Consider the following 14,756-nt stretch of genomic DNA (forward strand, 5'->3'; position numbering starts at 1 on the left):
GCTCTAGCCTTCCGAGTAAGCCAGCAGTTCCTGCGTCATCAGGGTCTCCAGCTGGGCCAGCATGGCATGCAGCTGCTGGACTAGCTGGCGCGCCAGGACCAGGTCAGCCTGATGGCGCAGCTGCTCCAGTTCGAGGCATAGCGCGCCGAAGCGCATGGCCCCGACTGCCCGTGCCGACGATTTGATGCGGTGTCCCAGTTCCGCCAGCTGGGCGCTATCGTTCTGCGCCAGCGCCGCATCGAGTTCGCCCAGGCCATCGCGGGCGGCATCAAGGAAGAGCAGCGCAAACTTGTGCATCTTGTCGCCACGGTGGCCGAAAGTCTGCGCCAGCACGGTCAGGTCGAACATGGGCTGGGCCAGCACGTCTTCGGTCAGGCCGGGCTGGCTGGCCGGCAGCGCGTAGTAGGACGGCACTGGTGCCGCTCTACCGCCCGCAGGGCGCTGCCGCATCCAGCGCGCCAGCATATTGAACAGCAGCGTAGGCGCCACCGGCTTGGAAATGAATTCATCCATGCCCGCTGCCAGACAGCGTTCCTGATCGACCATACCGGCGTTGGCCGTCATGGCAATAATCAGGGTATCGCTTAGCTTGGGATGGGCGCGGATCAGACGGGTGGCCTCGTAGCCATCCATCACCGGCATCTGCACGTCCATCAGCACGCAGTCGAAGCACTCCTTGAGCAGCAGGTCGATGGCTTCCTTGCCGTTGTTGGCCACGCACACCGTGGCGCCCGCATCTTCCAGCAGTTCGCGTCCTACCTGCTGGCTGAATACATTGTCTTCCACCAGCAGAATGGCGCTGCCGCGTATGCTGTCCAGCACTTCGGCCTGCACCATGTCGTCGCTCTGCTGGAGCAGGCTGCTGGCACAGGCCAGCCGCGCCGTAAACCAGAAGGTACTGCCGGCGCCAGCGCGGCTATCGACGCCGACCCTGCCGCCCATCAGTTCGGCCAGCTGCTTGCTGATCACCAGCCCCAGCCCGGTGCCGCCATAGCGCCGCGTGGTCGAGGTGTCGGCCTGATGGAAGGACTGGAATAGCTGTTCCAGCTGGGCCGGCGTCATGCCTATGCCCTGATCCGCCACCTCGAAGCACACTTCCAGCCCGTCTTCGCAGGCGCCCCGCAGGCTGGCACGGATCTGCACCGTGCCCTGCTCGGAAAACTTGATGGCATTGCTGGTGAAGTTGAGCAGCACCTGCTCCAGCCGCAGCGGATCGCCGCGCAGCTGGCAGGGCATGCCTTCGGCCACCACCACTTCCAGTGCCAGCCCGCGTGCAGCCGCGCTTTCGCCTAGCTGGCTGACCACATTATCAAGCAGCGCATCGAGCGAGAAGTCCAGCACTTCCAGCTCCATCTTGCCTGCCTCGATCTTGGAAAAATCGAGTATATCGTTGATGATGCCCAGCAGATGGCGGCCCGAGTGGAAAATCTTTTCCAGATAATCGCGCTGCTTGGGATCGCTCACGGATTTCAGCGCCAGATGGGCCATGCCGATAATACTGTTCATCGGCGTGCGGATTTCATGGCTCATATTCGACAGGAACTCGCTCTTGGCCTGATTGGCCGTATCGGCCCGCTCTTTCAGGTCATGCAGCTCCGTCACATCGGTCGACAGGCCGATCACCGCCGTCACGCTGCGGTCTATCACTACCGGCGCCTTGATGGTCCAGCGATAATGGGCGCCGCCGTCGGCATCGACCTGATGCACTTCGCCGCTGCGGGTATTGCGGTCGACAAATACCAGCCGCTCCTGATCCCAGGCTTCGTCTGCCACGTCAGGCGGCATCAGCTCCCGATCTGCCTTGCCTATCATCTGGTCGACCGTCATGCCCATGGCTTCGGCCATGCGCGCGTTGACATAGATGAAGCGGCGCCGGACGTCCTTCATGTACACGTGAGCATCAACGTTATCGAGCACCGTGTCGAGCAGCAGGCGCTGCTTGATGGCGCGGCGGCGCGAGGAATACAGCACCAGCACATAGCTGTACAGCAGCACCGTACCGGAAAAGCCGGTGATGCCGGCCACCCATGGCAAGGCACGGTCGAACGGCGTCAGCAACTGGTCCTTGCGCACGAAGAACTGGGCTTTCCACAGGCTGCCATGGAAATCGATCGGCAGCACCGTCACAAAATGCTGGTCATGCTGGCCCAGCAGATCGCGCCGCGCATGCAGGCTGCCATCGTCGTTAAACAGCACATGATCGGCCGCCTCCAGTTCCAGCCGCCGCAGTTCCGGCTCGCGGCTGGCATCGGCGTACAGCACCAGATGCAGCTGGCGCACCGCCATTTCATCTATGGCGCCTTGCAGCAGGCGCGGCACGCTGAAACCCACCCCCACCGACCCCTGATAGGCCGCACGGCGCTGCGCCACATCGGCTAGCGGCATGCCGGGCCGGTACACCGGCAAGCGTATGCCCATGCCGATATGCGGCAAAGGGTGATGCACCATGACGGGCTGGCCCGAAGCCATCACCTGGCCGCTGTCGCGCGCCGCCATCACCACCCGCGCTACCGCCGGATCGGCAATCACGTCCACCCCCAGCTTCTCGCGCAGAATCAGGGCAGGCTCCAGATAGGTCAGCGGCATGTACAGCTCGCGCCTGCCGGCGGGCCGGATATCGAAGTCCGGATAGCCGCGCGCATCCAGACTGGTGTCGGCCCTGACTGCAGCTACAAAGCCGGCCCGCTGGGCATCGCTGATCTGCGGCGCCCAGTTCAGCGCTTCGATCGCGGGAAAATAGCGCGGGATTTCAAGATTGGCCACATACTGGTGGAACTGCATGCGGCTGATCTGCGGCCCGGTCTGGAACAGCGACACCAGTCCGCGCGTGATATCGGAATACGATTTGATGCGGGCGGCAATCCCGTACTGGGTATTGCGCGCCAGATTATCGAAGCGCAGCGCCGCATTGGCATCCACCGTGCTGGCTGCCGAACCATACAGCGCAGCACCGATCAGGCTAGCCAGCACGAAGCCGCCCAGCCAGATCAGTCCACGCTGACCAGGCCTCAACCTGCTGGCATTGGCATCCTTGAACATGAGCTGATACTGCCCCAGCTAATCAGTACTGCGCCTGTGCGCTCGGGCGCGCCGCTATCCGGTCACGCCAAGCCTGCAGATGCGCCATGCCTTCCTCGCCCGGACGGAATTTGAGCAGACCGCGACCAAATTCCAGCGCGCAGAACGCGGTGATATCGGCGATGGTAAAGCGCTGGCCCGCGATAAACGGCTGCTGCGCCAGCTGCTGGTCCAGCCAGCGCGCCGTGGCGCGCATCTTCTCGCCCTGCGCAGCACCATATTCGGGAAACTGCGGCCGCTCCAGCGGCGCCAGCGCCGGATGGGTGTGACGCGCGCAATCCGCAATGCCGCTCAGCAGATGCAGTTCCACCCGCCGGTCCGCCATTTCGATAAAAGCGTGTTCGTCGTAGCCCTCGCCCATCAGATTCGGTTCCGCCACCAGTCCTTCCAGCCAGCTGCAGATGGCACGGGTTTCCGTCAGTATGCGGCCATCATCGAGTTCCAGCGCTGGCACCCGCCCGAACGGATTCTTCTGCAGGAATTCGCTGCCCCGCTGCAGTCCCTGCAGCAGATCGAAAGAAACCATCTCGACACCGGTAATGCCTTTTTCAGCCATGAACATCACTACCCGGCGCGGATTGGGCGCACGTGGCGCGGAATACAGTTTCATCTATCACTCCCCTGGTTCGGAATACAGCCTGCCGTGCGGGCCGGAACCCGCCGCAGCACCGCTGCAGACTATCGAAATGCCAGCCATGGTGGCCGTGGCGCTGCGTAGCGCATCATACGCCGGATTCGGCCTGCGATGGCATTGCTGGCGTATGGTCCCACGCCAACAAGATTGACATTATGACCAGATCCACTTAGATTCCAGCCTTGGCTCACGAAGCCGTCCGTACCGTTCGTCAGCCTACCGGCTCACTCTCTACAAGGATATCCATGCAACGCACACTGATTTCGCTGGCCGTTACACTGGCACTGGGCCTCAGCGCCACGCTGCCAGCCACCACGCTGGCCGCATCCGCCCAGACCGCCGCGCCGCTGCCCGCTAGCGTCACCAGCCAGCTCCCGCGCAACGCCGTCCCCAGTCACTATGCCGTTTCGCTGGTGCCCGATGCGGCGCGGCGTACATTCAGTGGCAGCGTGGTCATTGCGCTGGACGTGGTGCAGGCCAGCGACAGCCTGACCCTGCATGCGGCCGAGCTGAGCTTCCGTAGCGCGGCGATCAGCGCCGGGCCGGGCCAGCCGGTACTGGCCGCCGATCACATCAGCGTCGATGCCGACAAACAGACCGTGACCCTGCACTTCCCCCGCACGCTGGCCCGGGGCAGCTATCAGCTCAAGCTCGATTACGACGGCAAGATCAGCAGCCAGGCCAGCGGCCTGTTTGCGCTCGACTATGAAAACGGCGGCGCCAAAAAACGCGCGCTGTACACCCAGTTCGAGAATTCCGATGCCCGCGCCATGATTCCATCGTGGGACGAGCCTAGCTACAAAGCCACCTTCGCGCTGGAAGCCACCATCCCGGCCGGTCAGCTGGCCGTATCGAATATGCCGGTCAGCAGCACCAGCACGCTGGCCGATGGCCGCCAGCTGGTACGCTTCGCCACCTCGCCGAAAATGTCCACCTATCTGCTGTTCTTCGCCATGGGCGAATTCGACCGCGCCAGCAAAGTAGCGCAAGGCACGGAGCTGGGCGTGATTACCCAGAATGGCATGGCGGAACAGGGCCAGTTCGCGCTCGATTCTTCACTGGCCGTGCTGAAAGAGTACAACGACTACTTCGGCGTGCGCTATCCGCTGCCTAAACTGGACAACATCGCCGCGCCGGGCAGCAGCCAGTCCTTCAGCGCGATGGAAAACTGGGGCGCCATCTTCACCTTCGAGAATGCCATCCTGCTCGATCCGCGCATCGCTACCCAGGACGACGAGCAGACTTCCTTCCTCGTCGCCGCCCACGAGATGGCACACCAGTGGTTCGGCGATCTGGTCACCATGGCATGGTGGGACGACCTGTGGCTGAACGAAGGCTTCGCTTCGTGGATGGAATCGCGCACCACCCACCGCCTGCATCCGGAATGGCAGTGGAATCTGCGCGCGGTCGACACGCGCGAACAGGCCATGGGCCAGGATGCGCTGGTCACCACCCACCCTGTGGTACAGAAAATCGCTACGGTGGAACAGGCTAGCCAGGCCTTCGACAGCATCACTTACCAGAAAGGCGAAGCCGTCATCCGCATGCTGGAGGATTATGTGGGCGAACAGGCGTGGCGCAACGGCGTGCGCCACTACATGGCCAAACATAAATACGGCAACACGGTGTCCGACGACCTGTGGCGCGCTGTAGAAACCGCCGCCCACAAGCCGGTCACCGCGATTGCCCACGATTTCACCCTGCAGCCCGGCGTGCCGATGATCCGCGTTGCGGCAGCCAGCTGCAGCAAGGGCCAGACCCGTGTCACCCTGACGCAGGACCAGTTCAGCAAAGACCAGCCGGACAAGAAACCGCTGAGCTGGCGCGTACCCGTGATCGCCCAGACGGTGGGCGGCGCCCCCGTACGTGCGCTGGTGAGCGGCGGCAAAGCCAGCATCACCCTGCCCGGCTGCGGCGCCGTACTGGTCAACGCCGGCCAGACCGGCTACTACCGCACGCTGTACGCTCCCGACGCCTTCGCCAGACTAACCAGCCAGTTCGGCCAGCTTGCGACCATCGACCAGTTAGGCCTGCTCGGCGACACCCGTGCACTCGGCATGGTCGGCCTGATGCCAGCGAGCAGCGCACTGGAACTGTCCAGCAGGGCCGCGCCCGACGCCGCGCCGCAAGTCTGGGGCCGCATTATCGGCACCCTGCAGGACCTGCATGGACTCTATCAGGGCAAGCCGCAACAGCGCGCCGTACTGGAACGCTATGGCCGGCAGCGGCTGGCGCCCGTGCTGGCCCGCATCGGCTGGCAAGCACAGCGCGGCGAAAGCCCGGCCGTGGCCAATCTGCGCGAATCGCTGGTGCAGGCACTGGGCGCCATGGGCGACCAGGCTGTCATCGCCGAAGCGCAGCGCCGCTTTGCCGCAGTAGGCCACGATGCGCGTGCCCTGCCGGCCGAACTGCGCCGTCCGATACTGGCCGTGCTGGCGGAAAATGCCGATGGCGCCACCTGGGATCAGCTGCACAAGGCTGCCATGGACGAGCCGACCCCGATGATCAAGGCCGAGCTGTATGGCCTGCTGGGCATGGCCAAGGACGCGGCACTGGCCCAGCGCGCACTGGAACTGGCACTGGCGGACGAAGGCGGCGTCACCACCAGTGCGGCCATCGTCGGCCACGTTGCGGGCAACCATCCCGATATGGCTTACGACTACGCGCTGGCGCACTATGCCGAATTCGAGAAGAAGGTCGATGCCAGTGCGCGCAGCCGCTATTTCGCCCGCCTTGGCGGCCGCTCGGCAGATCCGGCCATGATAGACAAGCTGCGTGCCTATGCCGGCAAGTATCTGTCAGCGCAAGCGCAAGGCGATACCAATATGGCCATCGCCGCCATCCAGTACCGCCTCAAGGTGCGCGCTACGCGCATCCCTGAAATCGACGCATGGCTGGCCAGGCAGCAGTAACACGTCCGGCACAGGCAAAAAAAAACCAGCGTCATCGCGTGATGATGCTGGTTGTAAAACGCTCGAAGGCGTGGGGATGTTCCGCGTCCGGCGGCGAGCAGGCCGCCAGGACAGAATTTGTGCCGGGCTTTGCGGGTCCGGCAACCGGGCGCAGGGCTCATGCCGCGCGCTACAGGTCACACTTTGCCAGCGAATCGGGCAGTTAGGCTTAGAGGATGATTAAGGTAGTTGAACCAGATGCCAAAGGCTGGCCGCACAGCAGGCTGCAAAGCAGTGGTGCCGGTGTTTCAGGCCACCGGCCAGCCTGCCGAGTCATGCGCCGTGGATTCCCGCACCAGCTTGGATGCGGCGACCAGCTGGCACATGCTGGATACGGCGAAACGCATCATAATCAAGCTTTGTGACGCCGCCGTGACGCTGCCATCGATGATAAAAAAACATCTCCCAACGACTCTGCGCTGCCGCGCCAGCAGCCGCGCCTATATTCTGGCGCTGAGCATCATGCTCGGCGCCTGTGGTTCCCCCCTGCCCCAGCCGCCCGCAGCGGACCAGGCTAGCGCGGCACCTGCCCCCGCCGCGCAGACCAGCGCCATGCCGCAGCATCAGGCAGCGACCGCCCTCGCCATCGACGACGCAGCCTCGCAGATCACCATCATCGTGCGGCGAGGCGGCCTGCTGGCCCGCCTCGGCCATGATCATCTGGTACTGGTAAAAAATCTGCAAGGCAGTGTGGACCCGCGCAGCCAGCGCGCCCGCCTGCAATTCCGCCTCGATGAAATGGAGGTCGATCCTGCCGCTCTGCGCCTCGCCGCCGGTCTGCAGCCGCAGCCATCGGCGGAAGCCATCGCCGGCACACGGCGCAATATGCTGACCCGCACGCTCGATGCCGAACACTATCCGCTGGTGCAGCTACAGGCCGAACGTCAGGGCGAAGAACTGGCCTTGCAGATAACGCTGCACGGCGTCACGCGCAAGCTGCGCGTGCCTGCCACCATCATCAGCGATGGCCACAAGGTGCAGGCCGAAGGCAGCTTTACCATTCTGCAGAGCGACTACGGCATTACACCATTCGCCGTGATGGGCGGCGCCCTGGCCGTGCAGGACCAGCTAGAACTGCATTACCACCTGCTGGCGCACGAATAGCGCAGATATCGGGCTCGCCGCGCCAAAAAAAAACCCGCGGATGAGCGCGGGTGAAGGAAAATTTCAAATCGGGAGAGACTTGAAAGAGCAGAGACAGTATCTCTGCTCCAAGTGACAGGGTGATGACAAATGCGCAGTTTTATCGGCTCACCAGAAGTTTTAGTCCCAGACCGACGAAAATCGCCCCCGCCACACGGTCCATCCACATGCCGGCGCCGGGATGGCGGTTGATCCAGCTACCCACGCGGCCCGAGAAATAGCCGAGCAGACCGAATATCACCACGCCCTGCAAAGTGAACAGTATGCCCAGTTGCGCCGTCTGCCAGCTGGCGTCACCCCGCTCGGCCAGCACGAACTGCGGCAGGAAAGACAGGAAGAACAGCACCACTTTGGGATTGATGGCATTGGCGAACAGGCCCTTGGCAAACAGCTTGCCCAGACTTTCGTCCGGCACACTGGCGCCATCCACACGGGCCCCGCCACGGCTGCGCAGCGCGCCTATGCCCAGCCAGATCAGATAGCCGCCACCGAGCAGCTTGAGGGCGCCGAAGGCCAGCGGCGAGGCCTTGATCAGCGCGCTCACGCCCAGCGTTGCCAGCAAAGTGTGGCTCAGGCAGCCAAGCGCGCAACCGAGCCCGAACACCATGCCCGGGCGCCGCCCGCGCGACATGCCTACGCTGAGCACCATCAGGTTATCGGGCCCCGGCGATACCGTGATCAGCATGGCCGCACTGAGAAATCCTATCAATTGTTCTGGTGTAATGAGCATCGGGCGTTCCTGCAGCGAAAACCAGCATCTTACCTGCAGGGAAACGACAGTGCCAATGTGCCAAAGATCAATTTTTACTTTCAGGCACTAAGTTCTCGTTTAAAATGCTCTCTCCTTGCCAACCCGGCAGCAGTCGCCATTCCGACCCACTATGAGCTTTGCGCGTCGCCTACTGCAGCACCTGTTTACCGGCCAGACCCGCGTGCCGGCGTGGCTGCGCTGCGGGCTGCTGGCACAGCTGCTGGGCCTGATGCTGCTGGCCCAGCCGGTGCAGGCGCAGACGCCGCAGGCAGCCATAGGCCTGAGCGGCAACAGCCTCGACCTGATGCGGCATGCCCGTCTGTATAGCGACGAGGGCCAGCCCTTCCCCGTCGACGCCGCCAGCCTGCCGCAATTCCTCAGCCAGCTCAAACCGGCCAGCAAGGTCGATCTGCTGGGCGGCCATTACTGGCTGGTGGCCGAATTACGCAACGATAGCCAGCAGACCGCCTGGGTGATCGATCCCAGCGACACCCTGATCGATCTGGTCGATATCCAGCTATACGGTCCCGATGGCAGCGTGCGCCAGATGCTGACCGGCTACCGCCAGCCGCACGCCTATCTGCTGCACTATGGCCGCGACCTCGATCTGCTGCCGGGCCAGCGCTACCAGCTACTGATACGCTTCTCCAGCCCCTACTATGCGCGCACGCCCGTGATGTCGGTGCTGCCCCGCCCTCAGTACCAGCAGCTGGTGGCTGCGGAAAATGTGCTGATCATCGGCTCCATCGGCGCCCTGCTGGCGCTCACCGTGTTCAATTTCTTCATCTACTCGATCACGCGCGACCGCTCCTCGCTGTACTACTCGCTGTATGTGCTGTGCTATGCGCTGGCCTGGGGCATGACCTTCCACCTCTCGGCCGACCTGTTCGACTGGCACAATCTGCACTGGCATTACGTGCCCTTCTTCCTGCTGCCGGTGCTAAGCACGCTGTTCTACACCAGCTTCCTGCGCCTGCAGGACTACGCGCCGCGCTTATACCGCTGGAGCCGCATCAACCTGATCCTGCCGCTGCTGACGCTGCCCAGCTGCTTCTTTGCGCTCAGCTACGCCCACACCATCGCCACCATCGTGATCAGCATCTGGATGACGCTGGCCCTGATCAGCGGCATCGTGGTATGGCGCAGCGGCTACTATCCGGCCCGCTTCTTCGTGCTGGGCTTTGTTGCGCTGATGGTGCCTGGCCTGCTCATCCTGCCCGCCAACGTGGGTCTGATTCCGGCCGTGGTCAGCAATGCCCAGCTGTTCACCCTGCTGGGCGGCACGCTCGATGGCGTGCTGCTGGCGTTTGCCCTGGCCGACCAGATCCGCCTGCTGCGCAATACGCTGGAACAGCGCGTGCAGGAACGCACGGCCCAGCTCAGCGAAGCCAAGGAACATGCCGAAGTGGTGAGCCGCCACCGCATCGATTTTCTGTCGGCCATGAGCCACGACATCCGCACCCCGCTAGCCGGCGTAATCGGCATGATCAAGTTCGCCATGCGCGATCAGGCGGTGCAGGGCCGCACCGAGGAATACCTGCGCATCGGCCTGCAGAACAGCGAATCGCTGCTGGCCATCCTCAACGACATTCTGGATTTCTCCAAGATCGATGCGGGCCGCCTGACGATAGAGTCGGTGGACTTCGATCTGGTGGAACTGATAGACGATGCCGTCGGCATCCTGCAGACCCAGGCCGACGCCAAGAGCCTGCTGCTGCGTACCAATCTGGCACTGGATCTGCCGCGCTATGTACGCGGCGATCCCACCCGTTTGCGCCAGATCCTGCTCAACCTGCTGGGCAATGCCATCAAATTTACCGACCGCGGCGAAGTGCAGCTGCAGGTATCGACCATGCTGACCCTCGCCGGCCAGCACAGCATCAGCTTCGATGTCAGCGATACCGGTCCCGGTATTCCGGCGGCTGCCCTGTCGCGCCTGTTCCAGAAATTCGAGCAGGCCGACCAGTCCACCACGCGCCGCTACGGCGGCACCGGGCTGGGTCTGGCCATCTGCAAGGAACTGGTAGAGCTGATGGGCGGCTCGATTGCCGTCCAGAGCCAGCTGGGCGAAGGCTCGACCTTCAGCTTTACCCTGCCCATGGCGCTGGGCAATGTGCCGCTGCCCGATCCCACGCGCCAGCCGCGCAGCGAACGCCACAGCTACCGCCTGCGCATCCTGTGCGCCGAAGATGTGCGCACCAACCAGATCATCGTCAGCACGCTGCTGGAAAACATGGGCCACGAAGTGCGCATGGTGGAAAACGGTCTGCAGGCCCTGCATGCGCTCAGCAACAGCCAGTACGATCTGGTGCTGATGGATGGCCGTATGCCGATGATGGACGGCGAACAGGCGGCACGCCTGATCCGCAGCGGCGGCAGCGACGACTACCGCGTGCTCGATGCCAGCGTGCCTATCATCGCCCTGACTGCCAATGCCAGCGACCACGACAGACAGCGCTATCTGGCCGTGGGCATGGATGGTTTCCTCAGCAAGCCGGTCGATGAACGGCTGCTGTACGACCAGATCGAACAGATCATCGCGCGCCACCTGAGTCGCGGCAAGCCGCTGGCACTGGGCCAGCACAGCTATCGCGCAAGCACCAGCACCGAGGCGCTGGACGCCCAGTTCGGCGTAGCGCCGGCGGCCGCGCGCGTCTCGGCCCAGCTGATCAGCGCGGCCCAGCAGGCAGCCGGCAATACGGCTGCTGCCAGTCAGGCTGGCGCCGTTCCAGCCGATGGTGCGATTCGCATCCAGCCACTGGCCGGCATGTCGGCCAGCCATATGCAGCGCATTACACTAGCCTTCCTCGAAGAAGCACCACGCCGGCTGGAAGCGGCCAGTGCAGCGCTTGCGGCCGGCAATGCTGCCATGGCCGCTGCCGCCATCCACGCGCTCAAGGGCAGCGCCAGCTATCTGAGCGACAGCCAGCTGCACACGCTCTGCCATCTCATGGAGGAAAGCGCCATCAGCGGCGATTTGCCTGCCACCCGTGCCCACCTGCCAGCCGTGACGGCGGCGCTGGAACAGGCCTGCGCCGATCTGCGCGACGCCGCTGCGGCCACTGTTAAAAGTCCGTCTCGCCCTCAATCACCTGTGGATAGCCACTGATCGCACGCGCAGCCTGCATGCCGGCCATCACGGCCGCTTCCACGCAGCCCGCATTGAGGCCGGTGCGTATCCAGTCACCCGCCAGATACAGATTGCCGAAGCCTGACTGGTCGGTCTGTAGCCGGTATTTCGTGCTGTTCACCACCGACATCACATAGCGCTCGGACGGATCGACATTGGCGCGCCAGTACTGGGCATCGAAACGCTGCACGCCGGTCGCATTGCTGCCATCGACCAGCCATTGCCACGGGAAGGCCCCGGCCGGCCCGGCCGCCGACCACAGCGCGGCGATTTCCTGACTCAGCTGGTGGATCGCCCCGGCCTTGGCTCGGGCCGCCATCACGGCAGGGAAACTACTGTCGCTGGCGGGCGGATAGGACTGCACCGGCAAAGCACTGCAGAAATACGACACATTGCGCGGCGCCAGTGGCGCAGGCCAGTCTTCGCGACATAGCAGCTGGTCCATCGGCGCCCAGGTATCGTAAGGCTCGCCAAATGCGCTCAGCACCGGCTGCTGACCGCCCGGCTGGTGGGTCCAGCCCATCTGGGCCAGATCCTGATTGAGCCAGACCTGATAGGCCTGGGTTGCGACTGTCTGCACTTGCTCGTAACTGGTGTTCAGGGCCGGACTCTGTGCCAGCAGCTGCGGGCAAAGTGCCTGCAGCGAGGCGATGGAAATACCGAACACCACCTGATCGAAATCGACCCCGCGCCGCAAGGTCAGCTGTGGTAGCGCATGACCGAACTGCTGCTGGTAGAGCTGCGGCCAGTCGCTCCAGTAAGATTCCAGATTGACCTGATGCTGCTGCAGCAGTTGCGCCTGCGCAGTATCGATCTGGCTGTAGTCGGGCGTGCTGGGCCAGCAGGCCAGCTGCTGCACGTCCACCAGCGGCTGATATTCCTCGCCCTGCAGCTGCACCTGCTGCGTCATGCGGATGCTGCCGATCTGGCGTCCGTCCGGCACCAGCTCGTCCACCTTATGGAAGAATCTGAACTTGACTCCGCGCGCGCGCAAGGCCTGATATAGCGGCGTGAAGATGGTATCGCCCATGCCGGCCTGCATCTTGAACATGATGCCGCCCTTGTAGCACAGACCGATGCGGGCCATGGCGCGCAGCAGCGTGCCCGCCTCGATATTCGGCTTCTCGAAATCGCCGCCCTCGTAGGCAAACACCAGATCATAGAAGCCGCGCACGGGCGCCGACTGCACGCAGTAGGTCTCGCTGCCGCCATGCTTGCGCAGCCAGGCGCGGAAATCGATATCGTTGATCACGTCGAAGCCCTGCCGTAGCACGCCATCTTCCAGCACGCCCTTCATCACCGTGGTGCCCAGATCAAGGCAGATCAGCAGGCGGCGCAGGGTATCGCGCGCATCGGCCTCGCCGCTATCGAGCAGCGGCGCGTAACGGGCGTGCACGTGCGCGCGCACGCCTTCCAGCGCGCCTGCCAGCATGCGGTGTTCGGCTTCGCTGTGGCGACGGCTATCGGCGGCCATATTCGCCACTGCGCCGGACAGGGCAGCGGCCAGCAAGGCCGCGTCGTTGACCAGTTCATGCACGCTGGCCTCGACTCGGGCAGCGAGCGCATGCCACCAGTCGTGCAGCATGCCGCCGGTGGTCTCGGCCACACTGGCCGGCGGCAGCGGCGCCAGCGTCTGCGCCAGCGCATCGATGCCCTTGAGCCACTGCTCTATCCACGCCACCATGGCCACGGCCATCTGCCACAGGGTGATTTTTTCACTGCCCTCGCCCGGCTCGCCGGGCAGCGACGGGAACACGATGTTCCAGTTGCGCCATTCCTGCCCCACCTGCTCGGACAGCGCGATGTAGTCATGCTGCTTGAAGGCGTCGCGCCAGGTCGCCAGCGGCGCGCCGGGCGGGCGCTGCAGGCTGGCGTAGGCCGCCTTGATCATGCGGAAAGCATTGCTGTAGAAGCCGAACCAGATATGCAGGCCATGTTCCTCGATGCGCTGCCCGTAGGCGGCGTTGCGGCCGCTGGCGCCCTTGCCGCCCAGCCGCCAGCCCTGCTGGTACACGGTGATGTCGTAATTATTCTGCCAGCCCGGCTGGTCGCTCAGATAGTAGGCCGCCGTCATGGCGCCCACGCCGCCGCCCAGTATGGCGATCTTCTGCGGCGCGATGCGGGAGTTGTCCACCAGCTCGACGCCCGGCTCGGCGGTGAAATCGAAGTTCAGCCGGTACGGCAGGATGGCCGCCTGCTTGCCCAGCTGCAGACCCAGCGTCTGATCCAGCGGGAAGCTATCAAAGCGGTGCAGCAGGCATTCGTATTCGTAGCCCAGCAAGGCCGCGCTATGGATCTGCTGGATGGTGGCGGGCGCCGCCAGCAGCGCCTGATACACGGCCTTGATACCGGCACTATCGGGGAACTGCTTGAGGAAAATCTGATCGATGCGGGGCTGGCGCAGCAGCGACACGATATCTGCCACGCCCGCCACATCGAGATTGAAAAAATCGGGAATGGAGAGCAACAGTTCGATTGCCTGCTCGACCAGATCGAACACATCCTTGATCGGGTGATCCACGCCCGTTTTCGCCGTCGCGGTAATTTCCAGCAACGGATGCATGGCCAGCTCCGTCTCCGGCCCGAAGGGCTGGAAGCCTTTGGCCGACACGGCGCAGCGCAGCGGCTCGCTGCCTGCCGCCGGGATCGCATAGTCGCACAGATACTTGGGATAGCCGAACAGTTCGCGCCCGTTAATCAGCGCCATCGCATCGTCAACGAAGATGTGCGCCGGATAGGCATAGATGTGCGCCAGCTTGCCTGCCTCATCCATGGCGCCCACCATGATCCAGCTGACGATATCGACCTCGCGTATCCAGCCTTTGGCATGATCGACCGGCAGCGCCGAATCGGCATGATGGACCCGGGTGAAGGTCAGCAGCACATACGGCGACAGTGCCTTGAAGCGCAGGCGCTGCCCGGCCACCTGATTCAGCGTACCGTCCAGCGTGGCCTGTAGCTTCGCCACATCACCGCGCACGAAATAGCCATACATTTCTGCATTCCTGAGCTGCAGCGGAGCATGCATCAGCACAGAACCGCCCTGATAGATGTACGATGGTCGCATGT

Annotated in this window: 7 protein-coding genes; 3 read left to right on the top strand and 4 right to left on the bottom strand. The window is 63.7% G+C overall.

Translation table 11 applies throughout. The features are described 5' to 3' along the window. Positions 1–3 precede the first annotated feature (3 nt). On the bottom strand, positions 4–3,039 hold the full coding sequence (locus tag GTP27_RS08100; protein WP_161038667.1) for a CHASE domain-containing hybrid sensor histidine kinase/response regulator family protein: 3,036 nt from the start codon (positions 3,037–3,039) through the stop codon (positions 4–6). A gap of 22 nt (positions 3,040–3,061) precedes the next feature. After that, entirely contained in the window at positions 3,062–3,688 is a 627-nt protein-coding gene (locus GTP27_RS08105) for a glutathione S-transferase family protein (RefSeq protein WP_161038668.1), read from the bottom strand. A 269-nt stretch (positions 3,689–3,957) separates the two neighbouring features. Here GTP27_RS08105 and GTP27_RS08110 point away from each other — a divergent pair, with 269 nt between their 5' ends. Together GTP27_RS08110 and GTP27_RS23755 are read left to right on the top strand one after the other, a co-directional pair. Then, a complete protein-coding gene (locus GTP27_RS08110) occupies positions 3,958–6,624 on the top strand; it encodes a M1 family metallopeptidase (protein ID WP_161038669.1) in 2,667 nt (888 codons plus the stop codon). 237 nt (positions 6,625–6,861) lie between these two features. Further along, positions 6,862–7,767, top strand: a complete 906-nt coding sequence (locus GTP27_RS23755; RefSeq protein WP_229633556.1) for a YceI family protein — start codon at positions 6,862–6,864, stop codon at positions 7,765–7,767. Positions 7,768–7,906: 139 nt separating this feature from the next. Here GTP27_RS23755 and GTP27_RS08120 read toward each other — a convergent pair whose 3' ends face one another. After that, positions 7,907–8,536, bottom strand: a complete 630-nt coding sequence (locus GTP27_RS08120; protein ID WP_161038670.1) for a LysE family translocator — start codon at positions 8,534–8,536, stop codon at positions 7,907–7,909. Between the two features lie 250 nt (positions 8,537–8,786). Between GTP27_RS08120 and GTP27_RS08125 the strand changes: the two genes are divergently transcribed. Then, complete coding sequence (locus GTP27_RS08125) at positions 8,787–11,666, top strand: hybrid sensor histidine kinase/response regulator (RefSeq protein ID WP_161038798.1); 2,880 nt, start codon at positions 8,787–8,789, stop codon at positions 11,664–11,666. On the opposite strand, the gene GTP27_RS08130 is transcribed toward GTP27_RS08125, so the two are convergent. Further along, the gene (locus tag GTP27_RS08130; protein ID WP_202416618.1) at positions 11,623–14,754 is read right to left on the bottom strand and encodes an NAD(P)-binding protein; all 3,132 of its coding nucleotides are present in this window, start codon (positions 14,752–14,754) and stop codon (positions 11,623–11,625) included. The two genes, GTP27_RS08125 and GTP27_RS08130, sit on opposite strands and share 44 nt — an antisense overlap. Positions 14,755–14,756: the final 2 nt, after the last annotated feature.

The sequence above is a fragment of the Duganella qianjiadongensis genome, from assembly GCF_009857915.1.
Classification (GTDB): Bacteria; Pseudomonadota; Gammaproteobacteria; order Burkholderiales; family Burkholderiaceae_D; genus Rugamonas; species Rugamonas qianjiadongensis.

Bases quoted from the DNA above. Each gene is read 5' to 3' on its own strand.
- GTP27_RS08100 (WP_161038667.1), bottom strand. From the start codon at position 3,039: ATGTTCAAGGATGCCAATGCCAGCAGGTTGAGGCCTGGTCAGCGTGGA.
- GTP27_RS08105 (WP_161038668.1), bottom strand. From the start codon at position 3,688: ATGAAACTGTATTCCGCGCCACGTGCGCCCAATCCGCGCCGGGTAGTG.
- GTP27_RS08110 (WP_161038669.1), top strand. From the start codon at position 3,958: ATGCAACGCACACTGATTTCGCTGGCCGTTACACTGGCACTGGGCCTC.
- GTP27_RS23755 (WP_229633556.1), top strand. From the start codon at position 6,862: ATGCCAAAGGCTGGCCGCACAGCAGGCTGCAAAGCAGTGGTGCCGGTG.
- GTP27_RS08120 (WP_161038670.1), bottom strand. From the start codon at position 8,536: ATGCTCATTACACCAGAACAATTGATAGGATTTCTCAGTGCGGCCATG.
- GTP27_RS08125 (WP_161038798.1), top strand. From the start codon at position 8,787: ATGCTGCTGGCCCAGCCGGTGCAGGCGCAGACGCCGCAGGCAGCCATA.
- GTP27_RS08130 (WP_202416618.1), bottom strand. From the start codon at position 14,754: ATGCGACCATCGTACATCTATCAGGGCGGTTCTGTGCTGATGCATGCT.